At 37.6% G+C, this 17,764-nt stretch carries 16 protein-coding genes and 1 tRNA gene; 10 read left to right on the top strand and 7 right to left on the bottom strand.

What is annotated here, in order from left to right:
- Positions 1–156: 156 nt before the first annotated feature.
- The 4 genes from P3L40_RS08820 to P3L40_RS08835 are packed head-to-tail and all read right to left on the bottom strand — an operon-like array spanning position 157 to position 4,428.
- Positions 157–825: a methionine ABC transporter permease gene (locus tag P3L40_RS08820; protein WP_004264861.1), complete on the bottom strand. Its 669-nt coding sequence runs from the start codon at positions 823–825 to the stop codon at positions 157–159.
- Positions 822–1,835 (bottom strand): methionine ABC transporter ATP-binding protein, encoded by a 1,014-nt coding sequence (locus tag P3L40_RS08825; protein ID WP_210852335.1) that lies wholly within the window; start codon positions 1,833–1,835, stop codon positions 822–824. The genes P3L40_RS08820 and P3L40_RS08825 overlap by 4 nt, the downstream gene beginning before the upstream one ends.
- Positions 1,836–1,838: 3 nt before the next feature.
- On the bottom strand, positions 1,839–3,299 hold the full coding sequence (locus P3L40_RS08830; protein WP_210852336.1) for an FAD/NAD(P)-binding protein: 1,461 nt from the start codon (positions 3,297–3,299) through the stop codon (positions 1,839–1,841).
- A gap of 4 nt (positions 3,300–3,303) precedes the next feature.
- Positions 3,304–4,428, bottom strand: a complete 1,125-nt coding sequence (locus P3L40_RS08835) for a CMD domain-containing protein (RefSeq protein WP_210852337.1) — start codon at positions 4,426–4,428, stop codon at positions 3,304–3,306.
- A gap of 212 nt (positions 4,429–4,640) precedes the next feature.
- Between P3L40_RS08835 and P3L40_RS08840 the strand changes: the two genes are divergently transcribed.
- Positions 4,641–5,483: a MetQ/NlpA family ABC transporter substrate-binding protein gene (locus P3L40_RS08840; protein WP_094963177.1), complete on the top strand. Its 843-nt coding sequence runs from the start codon at positions 4,641–4,643 to the stop codon at positions 5,481–5,483.
- A 229-nt stretch (positions 5,484–5,712) separates the two neighbouring features.
- A complete protein-coding gene (locus P3L40_RS08845) occupies positions 5,713–6,450 on the top strand; it encodes a cyclase family protein (RefSeq protein ID WP_110591943.1) in 738 nt (245 codons plus the stop codon).
- 52 nt (positions 6,451–6,502) lie between these two features.
- Here the strand turns inward: P3L40_RS08845 and P3L40_RS08850 are convergent, their stop codons facing one another.
- The gene (locus tag P3L40_RS08850; protein WP_110591942.1) at positions 6,503–7,738 is read right to left on the bottom strand and encodes an SLC13 family permease; all 1,236 of its coding nucleotides are present in this window, start codon (positions 7,736–7,738) and stop codon (positions 6,503–6,505) included.
- 546 nt (positions 7,739–8,284) lie between these two features.
- On the opposite strand from P3L40_RS08850, the gene P3L40_RS08855 reads away from it, so the two are divergent.
- The 6 genes from P3L40_RS08855 (at position 8,285) to P3L40_RS08880 (ending at position 13,542) form a co-directional block, all read left to right on the top strand.
- Positions 8,285–10,234: a PTS mannitol transporter subunit IICBA gene (locus P3L40_RS08855; RefSeq protein WP_136134207.1), complete on the top strand. Its 1,950-nt coding sequence runs from the start codon at positions 8,285–8,287 to the stop codon at positions 10,232–10,234.
- A gap of 11 nt (positions 10,235–10,245) precedes the next feature.
- Positions 10,246–11,406, top strand: a complete 1,161-nt coding sequence (locus tag P3L40_RS08860; RefSeq protein WP_136134206.1) for a mannitol-1-phosphate 5-dehydrogenase — start codon at positions 10,246–10,248, stop codon at positions 11,404–11,406.
- Positions 11,407–11,507: 101 nt separating this feature from the next.
- Entirely contained in the window at positions 11,508–12,038 is a 531-nt protein-coding gene (locus P3L40_RS08865; RefSeq protein ID WP_228677318.1) for an MltR family transcriptional regulator, read from the top strand.
- A 97-nt stretch (positions 12,039–12,135) separates the two neighbouring features.
- Positions 12,136–12,558 (top strand): GNAT family N-acetyltransferase, encoded by a 423-nt coding sequence (locus P3L40_RS08870; RefSeq protein ID WP_136134204.1) that lies wholly within the window; start codon positions 12,136–12,138, stop codon positions 12,556–12,558.
- 77 nt (positions 12,559–12,635) lie between these two features.
- On the top strand, positions 12,636–13,142 hold the full coding sequence (locus P3L40_RS08875) for an AAA family ATPase (RefSeq protein ID WP_136134203.1): 507 nt from the start codon (positions 12,636–12,638) through the stop codon (positions 13,140–13,142).
- 229 nt (positions 13,143–13,371) lie between these two features.
- Complete coding sequence (locus P3L40_RS08880; protein ID WP_168697633.1) at positions 13,372–13,542, top strand: hypothetical protein; 171 nt, start codon at positions 13,372–13,374, stop codon at positions 13,540–13,542.
- Between the two features lie 330 nt (positions 13,543–13,872).
- Here P3L40_RS08880 and P3L40_RS08885 read toward each other — a convergent pair.
- A tRNA-Arg gene (locus tag P3L40_RS08885) sits at positions 13,873–13,947 on the bottom strand.
- Between the two features lie 355 nt (positions 13,948–14,302).
- On the opposite strand from P3L40_RS08885, the gene mlaA reads away from it, so the two are divergent.
- Positions 14,303–15,055: a phospholipid-binding lipoprotein MlaA gene (gene mlaA, locus P3L40_RS08890; protein ID WP_136135008.1), complete on the top strand. Its 753-nt coding sequence runs from the start codon at positions 14,303–14,305 to the stop codon at positions 15,053–15,055.
- A gap of 570 nt (positions 15,056–15,625) precedes the next feature.
- Here the strand turns inward: mlaA and fadL are convergent.
- Positions 15,626–16,921, bottom strand: coding sequence for a long-chain fatty acid transporter FadL (gene fadL, locus P3L40_RS08895; protein ID WP_094962706.1), 1,296 nt, complete (start codon positions 16,919–16,921; stop codon positions 15,626–15,628).
- Between the two features lie 353 nt (positions 16,922–17,274).
- Between fadL and P3L40_RS08900 the strand changes: the two genes are divergently transcribed.
- Entirely contained in the window at positions 17,275–17,571 is a 297-nt protein-coding gene (locus tag P3L40_RS08900) for a YfcZ/YiiS family protein (protein ID WP_004257173.1), read from the top strand.
- Positions 17,572–17,764: the final 193 nt, after the last annotated feature.

A 17,764-nucleotide genomic window follows, 5' to 3' on the forward strand; every position in this document is an offset into this window, starting at 1 on the left:
ATTTGAATAAGTAAGCCCGCAGTTCACTTTATTTTTAATTTTTTAATTAAAGGTAATTTTGAAATGGGGGACATAAGCATTGAGGGGGAAAATAGGCACTTATAAAGTAAGGTAAAAGAGAGAAGGCCGAATATTCTTTCGACCTTCACCATCTAATTAATGGTAGCGCGCTTTTTTAGCTAAATAGTCACCAATAAATTGCATGCCTTGTACGATAATTACTAATGTAACAACGGTGATAGCCATTGCAACATTATCAAAACGTTGGTAGCCGTAGTTTAGAGCTAAGTCACCAACACCACCACCACCAACGGCTCCTGCCATTGCGGTTGCACCGACTAAAGTAATACTTGCAGCGGTTAAACTTAAAATTAATGATGACTTTGCTTCTGGTAAAATAAAATGCCAAACAATTTGCCAATTAGTCGCTCCCATAGAATCAGCCGCTTCAATAATACCCGAATGTACACTGAGTAATGAATTTTCAACTAAGCGTGCGGTATAGGGCGCAATAAAAATGACTAATGGCACTATTGCTGCGGTTGTTCCTATTGAAGTTCCCACCATAAAGCGTGTGAGAGGGATCATAGCAACTAATAAGATGATAAAAGGCAGTGAGCGAATAATATTAATAATCGGGTTCACTATACGATAAATACATTTATTTTCCCAAATACCGTCTGGTCTCGTTACAACAAGTACGATACCTAATAAGATCCCAAATATAGAACCTAGTACGAGCGCAACGCTAACCATCGTAAAAGTTTCTGACATCGCTAATAAAAACTGTTTAGTTGTTAAAGCGGTTTCGAATAATTGTGTCATAGTGCCCCCTTATTAACTGCAACTCCACGTTGGCGAAGAAAAGAAACTGCATCTTCAATTTTTTCTTTATCACCAATAAATTGGACAAACATACTGCCTAACACGACACCACTAATTTCTTTCATATTGGCAAACAAAATATTTATTTTGACAATTTCTTTGAGTATTAACTCATTAACGACAGGTTGTTGTGCGGAAGCCCCTAAAAATTCAAGACGATAAACATCTTGTTGATGTTCTAAGCTATGCAGAACGCGTTCTGGAATTTCTTCGTTTAATACGGTTCCTACAAATTTCTTGGTTGTGTCATGGCGTGGGTTGGCAAAAATATCAAGTACAGTTCCTTCTTCGACAATTTTGCCAGACCCCATAACAGCAACACGGTTACAAATTTGTTCAATAACTTCCATTTCGTGAGTAACTAGCAAAATAGTAATATGCTGCTCTTGGTTGATCTTTTTTAGTAATTGCAAAATTGAGCGTGTTGTTTGCGGGTCGAGTGCTGAAGTGGCTTCATCACATAATAAAATTTGTGGGTTGTTGATCAAGGCACGCGCAATGCCCACTCGTTGCTTTTGTCCACCAGATAACTGCCCAGGGTATTGGTTTTTTTTATCACTAAGCTCGACATATTCAAGAATGCTATCAACTCGCTGATTGATTTCTTGTTTATTGACACCTGAGAGTAATAAGGGCATCGCAATATTTTGAGCAACAGTTTTCGTTTCTAGCAAATTGAAATGCTGAAAAATCATACCGATGCTTTTTTTATGTGAGCGCGTTTCTGCTGGGGTATGCTCAGCAATATTTTGGCCATTGATAATAACGACACCACTGGTTGGTTTTTCTAATTGATTCACCAAGCGGATAAGTGAACTTTTACCAGCCCCGCTATAACCAATAAACCCAAAGATATCACCTTTATTGATATGCAAATTAATGTCTTGCAATGCAACTAAAGACTGCCCATCTTTTTCATAGACTTTTTGAATGTTTTGAAAGGTAATCATAATCTACTCTACACTATCAGCTAATTTCACACGTTCTGAAGGCGGTACAGCGGGTTGCCACTCATCCCCCAATAATTCAGCTTCTTGGCTATTTTTGACTTGCTCAAGGTGTTGTTCTTGATGACTCAAGTACAATTGAGCTGCAATATGGTCAGCCAATCGTTCTGCCCCAATATTCGTTCCAGGGATTAACCCTATGACCGGGCCCATACTGAGCGATGCACTTAAGTTAAAACAATATAACTGATTGATTTTTAATGTGTTTGACTTGTTTTTAGCTTGAAATTCAAAATGATTACCTAAATAAGGGTGTGAAGCTAACTCTGCATTTTCTTCATGAATGGATGGCGTGTATGCATCCCCCCATGTTTTAACTAACGGTGATAACCGATGAAAGGCGCTGTGCTTGGCCCAATTAATCCGATAACCAGTTGCCAAGATCAAATAATCTAATATAAATTTACCTGTCGTTGTCGTGACATGTAACTTTTTGTTTTTTAATTCAATAAATTTAACTTGAGTATTGAAATTGAAATAAGCATTCTCATGACGAGATACTCTTAATGTGCTTCCGTGGGGCGCTGGTGTTTTGGCTTTGGCAACATAGTCCGTGTAATGCCATTTTTGAACATCGGTAAAATAGGTATATGCATTGGTAAAACCTGCGCTTCCAGCAACTTTCCCTCGGTTTACACGAGGCATATCGCTAGCACGAATTAAAATTTCAACCGAATTAGCACCATTTTCTAATGCCGTTGCTGAGCTATCCATAGCGCCGGCACTATAACCAACAACACCAATGTCTAAGCCTTTAAAACGACGATAGTCAGTACCTGCATATGAATGTTCCCAATAGGTCGTTGGGATATCATTCATAAAACTAGGGATATTAGCTTCACTAAAAGACTCCATACCCGTCGATAAAATAACATGTTGCGCTTGATAACTGACCGTTCCTTCTGGGGTATCAAAAATTAATTCACGGTAGTTATCGTTTAATTGCACATCCACTAACCGATATTGATTAAGCACATAGGGTTCTGTCATGGTTTTATACCATTGCAAGTATTCTCCCCACTGCAAACGTGGGATTTTATCGAGTTCATCCCATTTTTGAATGCCAAACTGGGCTTTAAACCAAGCCTGAAAAGTTAAAGAGGGGGATGCAAGCGCAGGGCCAACCACATGTTTTGGGGAACGTAGTGTTTCCATTAGTGCAGGGGTTTGCCATGGGCCTTCTTTGCCGGCAGGGGCTTGATCGAAAACAATCGCATTGATACCGCGTAATTTCAGGGCGAATGCTGCTGTAATACCTGACATACCCGCACCAATGATAGCGACATCAACAACTTGGTTTTCAGGGTTATTTTTTGATAATGACCAAGACGTTATTGGTAAATTTAGATACTGCAAATCTTGTTTTATTTGCGCTTCTAATGCCTCTAAACCCATAATCAGTTCCATTGAATTACTCCTTACCTTCTACTATTTCAAAGGGTTCACCCAGAGATAACATTAAGCGGTTCGCCCATGAAAAGAAGGCCGTTGATTGAACTAAATCAAGTAATTCAAGTTCAGATAAACCCAAGTTTTGTAACTCTTTAATTTGTGATGGTGTGGCTTGGATGGGGGTTGCAGATAAAGAGGCGACTAAATCTGTGATGGCTAGGAGTCTGTCATCAAAACCTTCAGCAAGTACTGAACCCGTCGCAGTTGCTAGTAATTTATCAACATCAGCACGTCGTTCTTTTGCATACTGACTGGCTTTTCTAGCATGTACAGAAGCGCAGTATATGCAGCCATTAACTTTGCTAGTTACGGCCGCAGCAAATTCACGTTCCCAGCGAGATAACCCTTCTGAGGTATAAAACACGCCTCGGTCAACTAAAGTTCGTAACTCTAAAATTTTACTTTGATGGGCGAGCAGTAAAAAATATTCAGAGTTTAATTGACCAAATTTTTTCATGACTTGGGCTTCTTCAACGGATAGCGTTTTTGCATCCCTTGCTGAAATCCAAGCTTCCCATCCTAAGTTATCTTGTGTAAAAGCGGTTGGAGAAGAGTTCCCTTTTCGGGTTAATAGTTGATGGTTCCATTTACCAGCCACAACTTTGGACGAATTACTTGTAAGGCTGCTATTATCTGTCAGTAAAAGGATCCCTTCGATTAGCCGAGCTTGATAGGTGACATAAGTTATTAATTGGGCAAGTAAAATAATGTCACTCTCTTGCCAACCTTGTTCAGTTAATGCAGCAATTAATTGGTAATGGGTGTCTTTAGGTGATTGCGTTAAAATTTGCAGATATTCTTTTGCTGTGGAAAGTGGTTGGGTAAGAGGTTCATCAGGAATTGAGTCTATTAATTGCAAATAAAATTCAGCGAGACGGGGACTTCCCGTTATTTTCGCGACTTCATGAGCAAAATAATATTTCACATCATTTGTGAGAAGTGTCGATGGCGTAGAAAAAATAGCTTCAAATACGGCTTGAGTATTTTCAGTCGCGACTGAGCGTTCATGGCGAATTTTAGCTAAGTTGGAATCTGGCGTTAAATTAGTTAAATAATTAATTACATCATTATAGGAAATAGTCATAAAGCAACTCACTTTTTTTAAACGTTTTTATCTCCTTCATTACATATCAATCACATCACTAATCGAACGATCTATTTGTTATATATTTATAACCAAAAAGAATTACAAGTGACTCTTATATTACTTTTGTATTAAGTTATAACGATATAGTCTAAGTTGTGCTCTTTAATTATGATTATACTGCCCAAAATATCTTTACAGGGTTGTTACATATGTTAAAACAAAAAATAATAGGTTTATCTTTAATTACTACTGCTTTAGTTGTGTTGGCAGGGTGTGGCGATAATAGTGAAAAAGATAATCCTAATAAAAAACAAATTACAATAGGCTTTGGTGTTGGCAATTATATTGACCAAGTGGATAAAGGTATTGTACCGATTTTAGAAAAAAAAGGTTATACCGTTAATTTGCGCCAATTTTCACAGAATAGGCAAATAAACCCTGCTTTTGAAGAAGGCTCTATTGATGCTTCTGTAAATCAAAGCCGTGCCTATATGGAGGCTTATAACAAAAAAAATAATATTAACATGGTGGCATTGACAGACTCACCGAGTGCGCCTCAAAGCCTGCGGTCAAATAAACATAAAACGCTGGATGATGTGAAAGATGGTATGATTGTTGCGTTATCTAATGACCCCGTTAATGCAGAGCGTGGCGCTAGGATCCTGGAAAAGTTAGGTTGGATTACAATTAAGCCTGATGTGAGTACATTAAGTTTTAGTGTTAATGATATCTCCCCAAATGAATATAACTTAGATATTCGAGAAACCGATGCGGCTCAAGGGTTGCGATTATTAGATGATGTTGATTTTGTTGTTGTGAATGGTAACTATGTGGCAAGTGCTGGCCAACGTATTGCTGATGGTTTAGTTGTAGAAAACTCACCGCTAGAGCATCGCGTTATTGTGACTGTCATGCAAAAAGACCTAGATGCTCAGTGGGCAAAAGATTTGAAAGAAGCTTTTGAATCTAAAGAGTATGCAGATTATATTCGTTCTCAGCGTATTTATGATGGTTTTATTGAACCTGACAGCTGGAACAAATACCCTAAATAAAATCCTAGTCTATTTTTTTATTATTAATATTATGTTAACCACTAATTTTTATTAATTAGTGGTTTTTTGCTATAAAAGATAAATATCTTACTGATTTAATATGAAAAAGATTCGTGTTGAATTTGTAGACAACAGGATGTTTTTTCGTTATTTAATAGGTTAGGAAAGGTATTATAAAAATAGTCTGTAGATAATTTTATTTAGAAAATAGAACTGACAGGGGGAAAATATGAGCAATGAATTAATTGATGCATTTAATGTAATAAAATCTAAAAAATGGGTTGATTTGACACATAGCTTCGATAAAGACTCACCGCATTTTTTTATGTTTGACTCTGCTGAGTTTAAAACATTATTTGGCTATCCAGAAGGTTTCTTTGCACAGCAATTTACATTTCCAGGGCAATATGGCACCCATATTGATGCTCCCTGTCATTTCGTTGAAGGGAAACGTTATTTACATGAGCTTGAATTAAAAGAACTTGTTCTGCCATTGATTGTTATTGACCAGTCTGAAAGGGCAAAAGAAGATCCTAATTTTGCATTTTCTCTTGATGATGTCCTTAATTTTGAAGCGAAATATGGCCGAATTGAATCAGGGAGTTTTGTTGCATTACGTACTGACTGGAGTAAACGTTGGCCATCACAAGAGCTGATGGATAATAAAGATGACGAGGGCAATAACCAAATACCGGGTTGGGGAATGGATGCACTTAAATTTTTATTTGAAGAACGCGGAATAAAAGCGATTGGTCATGAAACATTTGATACTGATGCAGCAAAAGATTTTCGAAAAAATAATGCGTTACTTGGTGAGTATTATGTATTAGAACAGGATACATACCAAGTTGAATTATTGGCTAATTTGGACCAAGTCCCCACTCGTGGTGCTGTAATTTTTAATATTGTTGCTAAACCAAACAATGCTAGTGGTTTTCCTGTTCGTTCTTTTGCAATACTGCCATAGAATTTATAATTATAACCAATCTGCTAATGTAATAGCAGATTGGCTAAAACGACTATAAAGCAAATAAAATCCATGCAGCAGCTAATAACATACACAAGAGTGCTACAACTCCCCCTGATTTAGAAAACTCACCAAAAGAAATTTTTACGCCATATGCCGCTGATTGTTCGACCACAATAATGCCAGCAAGACTACCGAAAACCAGTAAGTTACTTGAAAAACCAGAACCCAAAACGAGAGCGGCGCCTAACGAATCGGCATTACCTTCAGGTGTTAAGAAGGGAACGAGTAACATGACTGAGGGGTTGTTTCCAACGATAGTACTTAGAACACCAGTAACTAAAAATAGAGCTAATGGATTGTTGAGATCCACACCATAGCTTCGCAAATCAGTTAATAATTGCTGAGGAAGACCTGTGGCGGCAAAAGCGGCATTGACGACAAATAATCCCATGATGAGTAATAAAAGATTGCCATCGACGAGTTTAAGCATATCACTCGAGGCAATGGATCTATTTAATAATAAAAATCCAGCAGCCGTTAATGCTATAAGTTCTTTAGGAATATCAGTCACAATAAAGGTAATGATAACTGCGAAAGTAATAACACCAGCTTTTGCAGTTTCCCATACATTTAATGTTTCTTGGGTGGTTTGAGGGGGAGTTGATAGCGCATTTTCTTTAGTCAAATACCAACGATTACGATATAACCAAACAAGTACTAACCATGTTAATGGTAAGGAAAGCAGGGCTGGTATTGCAGACGCCTGTAATAAGCCAACAAACGAGATATCGAGTCCTTGCGCTGCGATCATATTCTGTGGGCTACCAATTAATGAGCCCGCCGCTCCGTTATTAGCCGCGAAACAAAAGCCAAGTAAAAAAGGAATTGGGTTTAAACCGCGAGATAAACTAATTGATACTAATAATGGTGTCATAGCGACAACAACAACATCATTCGTGAGCAATGCAGAAAGAAAGCCGCCGACAAGAATTAAAACAGCCAGTAATATTGGTGGTGAAACTTTTAGCATCGCCACCCGGTTTGCGGTCCAGCTATAAAAACCAGAAACAACGAAAGAAGCAGAAACGACCATAAGCCCAAATAACATACCAATAGTTCGGTAATCAATAGCATTCCATGCATGGGGAGGGGTAATACTATCGATAGCCATCATAGCTAAGGCACCAATAACCGCAGCGCCAGTTCTATCAACTTTGAAGCCAGGTAGCTTACCAAAGCCCATCGCAATATAAACCAAAAGAAAAACAATAACGGTTAACGTCATGATATTCACATTTTAATTAAGAAAATTAGAGGTAATTTATCGGTGAACACCTGATGAAGCAAGGCTAAATAATGTATTGATAATAATGCGTTGCTGTTGGTTCTATTTAAGACTATCTCAAAAAGACGGTGGCTATAATGAAATAGATAATACGTTTAGTAATTTTATTACAAAATTGAGAAATGATCTGTGCGGGTGAGAAAATGTTGGCAGTTCACTGGGTAGAAAAAGATAAATAGAAAATAAATTGTGATGATTGTCACCAATTGAAGATAAATTGTGATTTTTTCTTTGTGATTAAAATCACGAAAAATGTTTTTTTAGTGCAAAAAAAGAGCAATGTAATTTAGTAACACGATTTTTTTGTGATCTTTGTCAATATAAAGATGGGGTAAGTAGGGGGTGGATGGTGATGATGGTCACAAAAAGGCCCGCGTGGTGCGAATCTGATCAAGCTCATGCTAGAGTGAAAGTGTTGAAAAAATCACAGACGTTATTTGGCGATAACGTTACAACTTTATCATTTTCGTACCACGGGGTTCTGTCATGGTAACATCAAATATCAAATTAAAGGTACAGAATTTTGGGCGTTTCCTCAGTAATATGGTTATGCCTAATATCGGTGCCTTTATCGCTTGGGGATTAATAACGGCGTTATTCATCCCAACTGGCTGGTGGCCTAATGAGACATTAGCTCAACTTGTTGGCCCTATGATCACTTATTTATTACCACTATTAATCGGTTATACTGGTGGCCGTTTAGTTGGTGGAGAGCGGGGCGGAATAGTCGGCGCAATAACAACAATGGGGGTAATTGTTGGTGCTGACATGCCAATGTTTATGGGGGCAATGATTGCTGGCCCATTAGGCGGATATGCAATAAAACGTTTTGATTTGTGGATAGAAGGCAAAGTTAAAACAGGTTTTGAAATGTTGGTGAATAATTTTTCCTCCGGCATTATCGGCATGTTATTAGCCATTTTGGCTTATTTAGCTATTGGGCCTCTTGTTGCAGGGCTATCCAAAATATTGGCAGCAGGCGTGAATGTGATGGTGGAGAATAATTTACTTCCACTCACGTCTATTTTTGTTGAGCCCGCCAAGATATTATTTCTAAATAACGCGATTAACCACGGTATTTTCTCACCCTTAGGTATTCAACAAGCGACTGAAACTGGCGCATCTATTTTCTTTCTTATTGAAGCCAACCCTGGACCGGGTTTAGGTGTTTTACTTGCTTACATGTTTTTTGGTAAAGGAAATGCGAAGCAATCTGCACCAGGAGCCGCAATTATTCACTTTTTTGGTGGGATACATGAGATTTATTTCCCCTATGTCTTAATGAACCCTCGGTTAATTCTTGCAGTTATTCTGGGTGGGATGACAGGAGTGTTTGTTATGAACCTTTTTCATGCAGGGTTAGTCTCTCCTGCATCACCGGGTTCAATATTTGCAGTTCTGTTGATGACGCCTAAGTCATCATTGGTCGGTGTGATTTTATCAGTCACCAGTGCGACGTTAGTTTCCTTTATTGTTTCCGCGATTTTATTAAAGAAAACTCGCATAGGTGATGATGATGAGCTCGAAAATGCTACGAAAAAAATGCGTAATATGAAATCGCAATCAAAATCATCGGCAGCAGTAGAAATCAATCAAAATACCTCTGTTAATTTAGCAGAAGTACGCAACATTATTGTAGCTTGTGATGCAGGAATGGGTTCTAGTGCCATGGGAGCAGGGGTATTAGCTAAAAAGGTGCGTGATGCGGGCTTATTAGGAATTTCTGTTACGAACATGGCAATTAACGACCTGCCGGATAACGTTGATATTGTGATAACGCATAAAGATTTAACACAAAGAGCGAAAACATTTGCACCAAATGCAATGCATATATCGTTGACTAATTTCCTAGATAGCCAAACGTATAATGATCTTGTAACAAACTTAATAGCTAAAAAAAATCCTCAAGCAGCAAATGATGGACGACTGATTAAACAAACGATTATTGCAGCAAATGATGAATTCTATGAAATGGAAGATCATGATGATGCGATATTTACATTGAGTGCAAAGCATATTCATTTAAACCTATCTGCACAGAATAAAATGCAAGCCATTCAATTTGCGGGGCAAAAATTAGTTGAGGGTGGCTATGTTGAGCCTGACTATATTGAGGCGATGTTAGCTCGCGAAAAACTGACTTCAACCTATCTAGGTGAATCTATTGCTGTTCCTCATGGCACCATAGAAGCAAAAGATCGAGTATTAAAAACTGGCATTGTTATTTGCCAATACCCTGAAGGCGTACAATTTGGTGAAGAACCTGATGAAATTGCCCGCCTAGTTATTGGTATTGCAGCACAAAATAATGAGCACATTGAAGTTATCACACGAATTACTTCCGCTTTAGATGAAGATGGGGTTATTGAGCGTTTATGTGAAACCCAAGATGTTCAGGAAGTACTCGAAATTTTAGCGTCTCAAAGTGCAGCATGAGGAGAATAATAATGAAAGTCATTCATTTTGGTGCAGGAAATATAGGCCGCGGTTTTATTGGTAAATTATTAGCAGACGCAAATTCACAAGTAACTTTTACTGATGTCAATCAGCCATTGATTGACCAACTCGCGCATCAGCAATCTTATAATGTTCATGTTGTTGGTCAGGAAAATCGTATTGAGAAAGTTCAACACATTCACGCTATTAATAGTAATGACCCTAAAACGATAGAGTTTATTGCAACAGCAGATATGCTTACAACAGCAGTCGGGCCACAGGTGCTGGAAAAAATTGCCTCAACGATAGCTAAAGGCATTATTCATAGAAAATCGTTGGGAAATAACCAGCCGCTCAATATTATTGCATGTGAAAATATGGTAAGAGGAACTAGCCAACTAAAGCAACATGTATTGGCTCAATTGCCTGAAGAGTTGCATCAATGGGTTGAGCAGCATATTGGCTTTGTAGACTCCGCAGTTGACCGTATTGTTCCTCCGATGGATGCAGCGAATGATGACCCGCTTGACGTTACTGTCGAATCCTTTAGTGAGTGGATTGTTGACCAGACACAATTTGTTGGTGATATTCCTATTATCAATGGGATGGAATTAACGGATAACCTAATGGCATTTGTTGAACGCAAACTATTTACGTTAAATACAGGCCATGCGATGACAGCGTATTTGGGACAATTATATGGATACCAAACAATTAGTGAGTCAATTGGGGATTTGAGGATCCATACTGTTGTTAAATCGGCTATGCAAGAAAGTGGACAAGTTTTAATTCAACGTTATGGCTTTGATTCACAAATACATAATCAATACATAGATAAAATACTAAGTCGCTTTGCAAACCCATATTTAAAAGATGATGTTAGTCGAGTAGGGCGACAGCCTATGAGAAAGTTAAGTTCTAATGATCGCTTAATTAAGCCGTTGTTAGGCACATTTGAATACCAATTACCAAATGAAAATCTGATCATAGGAATTGCTGCCGCATTGCATTTCAGATGTGAAGCCGATCCTCAAGCAAATGAAATGGCAAAGTTAATTGCTGACAAAGGTATATATCAAGCGGTTGTTGAGCTTTGTGGGTTAGAGCAATATCCCGAGGTTGTTGATAGAATCTGTTCTCAATACCAGTTATTGATATTGAGCAATAAGTGATATTACGGATAATAGATTGATTAATTGAGGTTCAGTCACTTTATGGCTATCTACAGAATGATAGTAAGTAGTATAGCTATAAAGTGATAAAAGAAGCTAATATGGAAAATAAACAAAACATTGAAAATCAGATTCTTGAGCGGTTAAATCAACGGCCAGAAGTAAATTTATTTGTTCAAGAGGTCGTTCTTTTAATTTCACAAGCTATTGATAAATTAATGTTAAAAGTTTTTAGAAAGGATGACTATGCAGTAAAATATGCAGTTGAACCACTTTTAACTGGAAATGGGCCATTAGGAGAGTTATCAGTTCGTTTGAAACTTCTATTTGCATTAGGGGCGATTTCTCGTGAAACCTATGAAGATATAGAATTATTTCTTGCTTTGAATGAATCGTTATCAACCGAAAATTTAAATATAAATTTTACAGATGATGAAATTTTAGGCAGCATTAAAATGCTTCATTGTATGGAACCTTTACCAGAAATGATGAGATTCAATCAACCAGAGGATCTTGTCGATAACCAATTAATTGAATTACAAAAACACCGTTTTCAGCAAATGATCAAATCCTCATTGGTGTTGTCTGTAACGGCTTTAATTACCCAAATTATAGAAACTGATGTATTTTAAAATCGCATATTCAGTCCTCTCCTATTTTACTGTTTACTTATCAAAGTAAATATGTTTGAAATAACACATTATTAGTCGGGTATCAGCAGAGCATCGAATGAATATTATTGTTGCACATGAAATTACCACTGAAGATAAAGAAGAACTCCTTGCAGGGTTACGTAGTTTTAATATCCAATATTTGAATGCAGAACGTTTTGGTGAGCTAGGCGTTTATTTTAGAAATGATTCTGGTGTTATGTTGGGAGGATTACTGGCTTCTGTGAAGGCAAATTGGCTTTGTATCGATTTTTTATGGGTAAGTGAGGACGCCAGAAAAATGGGGTTAGGCAGTAAATTGATGAAGATAGCTGAACGAGAAGCAATTAAATTAGGTTGTATTCATAGTTTAGTTGATACATTCAGTTTTCAAGCCTTGCCATTTTATGAAAAATTAGGATATGTAAAACAAATGTCCTTGCCCGATTTCCCAGAGACAGGCATGGAGAGGCATTATCTCACTAAAACTGATTTATCATAATCATATTTACTGCATTTAATCTGCTGTAAGTTGACATTGTTATCATTTAACTAGCATTTGATACACGAAGAGAAGATATGAAAGTTTGTATTATAGGGACATCTGGAGCAGGGAAGACGACGTTATCTGCCAAGTTATCTGATGTATTTAACACGCCCGTGTATGGTTATGATGAAATTTATTGGGATAAAACCCAGCAGGAATATATCAAAAATCCTCAATCTACTATTAACGCCTTAGTTTTAGCGATAACGTCTAAAACAGAATGGATAGTTGAAGGTGCTTACGATAAGCGTTTAATACCATTTTTTAACGATTGTACGCTGATTATTCGCTTAATTATACCTTATCGTATTTGTGCCTTTAGAATTGTAAAACGATACCTTTCATCGAAACTTACAACAACGGGGCCTAAAGAAACGCTTTTTAATACGATTGAGCTATTACGATTTGCAAAGCAATTTGATAAGAGACTTGATGATTTCTTTGCTCAAAATCCTTTATTTGCATCTAAGGTCATCATTATTAATGACAATAAGCAATGTATTGGTGCAATAAACAAACATTTAGAGCAAATAAAATAAATAGAATTCGTTTCCTGCCAAGCACCTACCTTTATAACTAATCTTTACGATAATTTTATTTAAGATGATTAAGTTTGGGTGACTACCAACCGAAGCTTTTACGAACACAGAGTTTGCATCTATAGTACTTCTTATTTTCTTAATGTTTAGATATTGTTTAATTGCTGATCTGAACTTACAAATTTATATAGGTCTAAAACTTAATATGAGTGTAAATATGAGGTATGACATGAGGTTGTTTATAATCGTTTTTGCAGTAATGCTTTCCGCTTGTGCATCTTCTGGGCATGAGTTAAGTAAAGAAAAACCTAAAGATGACCCTTACGCTGATAGCACATTAAACAGTATTAAAGCTGGTCAGGATATTCAAATAGAGCGGCAAATGCGACGAGGATATTAATTTGGCAATAGAATAATTAATAATAAACTAAGAAGTCTGCCTATGAAGTGCCTTCTACTAATCGTTGGGTAACTAATTACAGGGAGGCATTTCATCGTTATAAATTTTTCTTTTTGGCTATTTAGTATTTTAAAAGCCAAGACATAGGGCCGTTGTTGACATATGAAGATACAAACCTTAGGTATCGGTTAATTCGTATGCTTTTTTTGTGTCTTGCTGTTTCGATTTGGTTTGTATTTCGCTTTATAGGGGGGATTGAGTATGAGTAATAGACATGATTGGCTTTGTGAGGTTTTTGTTTAGGTGGGAATAGCTGGGTTTAGCTTGCTATGGTGTCCCCTGCAGGAATCGAACCTGCAACTAGCCCTTAGGAGGGGCTCGTTATATCCATTTAACTAAGGGGACTTTTGGAGTCATAATTACGACAGCGAAGGCATTTTACTGTTCAGGTCTAATTGAATCAAGTTGTTACGGGCAAATAATCCAATTTATCTTCCATAAATATTTTTTTGACTATTTTTTACTCGAAAATAGGGTGGTTATCATTTCTATAATTAAGGGAAGTGAGCATTTCTGCTTTGTACTAGTTGTTCAATTTTCTTATAATAAGAATATGATTAAATGGCGTATAATTAGTCCTTAAGGTAATTAAATAACTCAAAAGGATTAACATAATTCTTTTTTTAGCCTTACTATAAGCAAAATAGTTATTACAGTGGAAAGTACCGTAGTGGAACGGTGCAGGGAATGGAGAAATGTTATGAAGTTTCGCATGACGGGCGTTTTTCTGGCAGGGGTGCTAATTGCAGGTTGTGCAAGTAGCATTGATCCAGAAACACATGAGCGTTCAGACCCCTTAGAAGGGTTCAACCGAGCAATGTTTAATTTCAACTATAACGTCCTCGACCCTTATGTGTTAAGGCCAGTCGCTGTTGCTTGGAACGATTATGTCCCGATGCCCGCCCGTAATGGATTAACCAATTTTTTTGTTAACCTTGAAGAACCTGCAAGTATGTTAAATAGCTTTTTGCGAGGTGAAGTTACTCAAGGTTTCAAACACTTTAACCGCTTTTTCCTTAATACCGTCTTTGGTATGGGGGGACTTATTGATGTTGCATCAATGGCCAATCCTCAGCTAGTTAAAGAAGAGCCCAAACGCTTTGGTAATACATTGGGTTATTACGATGTGGGCTATGGCCCCTATGTGGTACTACCAGGATATGGCAGTGTAACACCAAGGGAAGAAGGCGGTGACTTAGTTGATGATTTATATCCAATGCTAAGCTATCTCACATTCTGGATGTCAGCAGGTAAGTGGGCACTGGAAGGAATTGAAACTCGAGCAAGGTTATTAGATTCAGATGGATTACTGAAAAACTCTTCAGACCCGTACTTAATGATGCGAGAAGCCTATTTCCAACGTAATGACTTTTTATCAAGTGGTGGTGCGTTAAAAGCAACAGAAAACCCAAATGCAGCAGCGATTGAAGACCAACTTGATTCGATAGATTAGTATATTGAATTGTTTTGGAAGGTTTATCACTCTCTTGTATACGAATGATACTAGAGAGTGATAAATAAAAAGCTAATCATTGTCTCGCTTTCCTCGTTGAGAGATGGTGTCAATTAAGGCTATTACCCCTAATACACCAATAAAACCGACAGTAAACAGTGTTCCCATAAAGCCTCCTAAGTTTTAGTCATTGTTGCCTCTTTTACATGCCTTCCGGCCTTAGCCAATAATAGAATATAGCGTGATTAATACAGTTTGATGAAAAAGCCATACATATTAGTGGATATCATCAGTATAAAATATGCTATTAGGTTGTATTTGCAAATAAGAACATTCAGAGAATGAATGGTAATCTAATGAAATATAAAGCGATTTATCTTAAAAATGCGATAGTGTGTATTTTATAAAGAAATGATGAGGTTAACTAATGTGCTTAACATTTAATTTACATATGATGCGGGTTAGGGTCAAGAAAATTTATGTTAAGTTTTGAAAATTAGTGGGATGAGATAGTTGAAGTTGAAAATAATATCAGGGAGGGAGCTCCCTGATATTTAAAAATTCAATTAATTAGAATGTATAGTTGAAGTTTACGCCGTATAACCAAGCAGAACCTTCAGATTTGAAGCGAGTTGTTGTGCTTGGGTCACCTTCTTTTAACATTTCATTGATATTAACCTTCTTGCCATGCATATAAGCAATACCCACATCAACAGAAGTGTTTTCATTGAATGCGTAAGTTGAGCCCGCACTTAACCAGTAGCGATCTTGGTCAGGTATAGAAATTGAGCGGTACTCTGCACGAACAGGCGTTTGGTCGTAGGCGATACCGGTACGGAATGTCCAGTTGTCGTCATAGAAATAAGTGGTACCCAAAGCTAAACGCCAAGCATCTTTGAAATGCTCAGGTTTATGGAATAGCTCTTTGCCATCACTTTTTTGATAAGCGGTTAGCTCTTTAAATTCACTCCAGCCAGTATAGGCAACGCTGTAATGTAGAGCCCACTTAGGCGCAACTTTATGATATCCAGAGAATTCCCAGATATCCGGCAAATTAAGGTCCAACGTGCCTTTAACGGTTTCTCCGCCCATTGGATTAAGAGGTTTCAGCAGAGGATGTTTTGGAATGTCATTAGTATATTTGCCATTTTCAAATTTAACTTTAACTTTTGAACGGTAAGTGAAGCTTAAGCGGTTGTCTTGGTTGATTTCATATAAAAGACCCGCATTCCAGCCATAGCCCCAATCATCACCTTCTAATTTAGCTGCTGTTGTGCTTGATGTCACACCGAAAGGCGCCAATTGTTTTGCACTTACTCCTAAGTGGCGAGTGATCTCGGCATCAGCATAGACTGCATTAACGCCTAAGCCGAAACTAAAATTATCATTTAACCGATAGGCGCCGCTTAGATTTAAGTTAACCGTTTTTAAATCTGTTTTTCCGCCAACAGGCCCACCAGCATAATTTTTAGGGAAATCGGTGGCTAAACCAAAGTTGGTAGTCATTGATGTACCAACCGCCCATTTATCATTGACAGGAAAGATAAAGTGAGCGTTAGGAACAAGAGCATTTGGTGCGATATTGTTCGAAGTAAATATATCGTTATCACGCCCTTTAATATCAACACTTGGATCAATATAAACGGCACCAATAGAAAGAGAAGGGCGATCAAACAACATCATGGCAGCAGGGTTTCGGCTTCCCTCACTTGCGTTGTCGCCCATCGCACCAGCCCCCGAAAACGCGCGTCCCAGTGCGGATGTAGAATATTCATTAAGCAAAAAACCAGCCGCGCCTGCGTTGGATGATACAATTGCCACTGCTATTGCTAAAGCTGATCTAGAAAACAGGTTTTTCTGGTTCATGACCAAAACCCTCTTATGTTTTATTTTGAATAAAGCGACTTCTATCGCAAGAAGCGCAGAATTGTAGGGTCCCTTGCCGCTATGACAAATCAGACCAGTTACTAGAGTATAGGTCTGACCACCTGATATGTTGCAAGCTTGTTTTGCAGTTATTGTGACTTTGTTTTCAAAAATGCGACATATTTAACAAAATGGCAACATAAACTGACGAATTGGGAGCAATAAGTATACGAATACGGGGTAAGATCAAACTTATGTTTAATTATTAGCGATATATTTTGATACACACTAGTTTTTAGCACTTTTTCAGCGTTATGATAGCAGCTTAACAGTTTGTTTATTTGGAGAGTAAGATGACTGATGCGATTAACCGTTGTAGCGCGGATGAAACCGCAGCCTGCTGCTGTGTAGATGTGGGAACAGTATTGGATAATAAAGACTGTACTGCTTCGTATCAGCATGTTTTTGCTACACAAGGTGAAGCAGAAACCATGTTGAAAACACTCACAGAGAAAGCAAAATCTGTTGAGTCAGACCCTTGTGTAATAACCCATTCTATCAAGTCTGTAGAGGGTGGAGTTGAGCTGACGGCTGAGTTTAGTTTTAGCTGTGAAGCTGAAAGCCTGATTTTTCAATTAGGCCTTCGTTAATCAAACGATTGAATTTACTCTAATTTGCCTTTTATCACTAAAACGATGGTGTGATTAACGTTCAGTGGTAAAAGGCTTCCTTTATCCTTTCACTTTCTTCTATTGCAAATCGCTGTGTTTTTACTCTAAGTTGCGTACCTGCTCGCATTTTTTATTAATACTCATTGATAATTGTGAATTTTATGTTAACAAT

Source organism: Providencia sp. PROV040, from assembly GCF_032706145.1.
Taxonomy (GTDB): Bacteria; Pseudomonadota; Gammaproteobacteria; order Enterobacterales; family Enterobacteriaceae; genus Providencia; species Providencia hangzhouensis.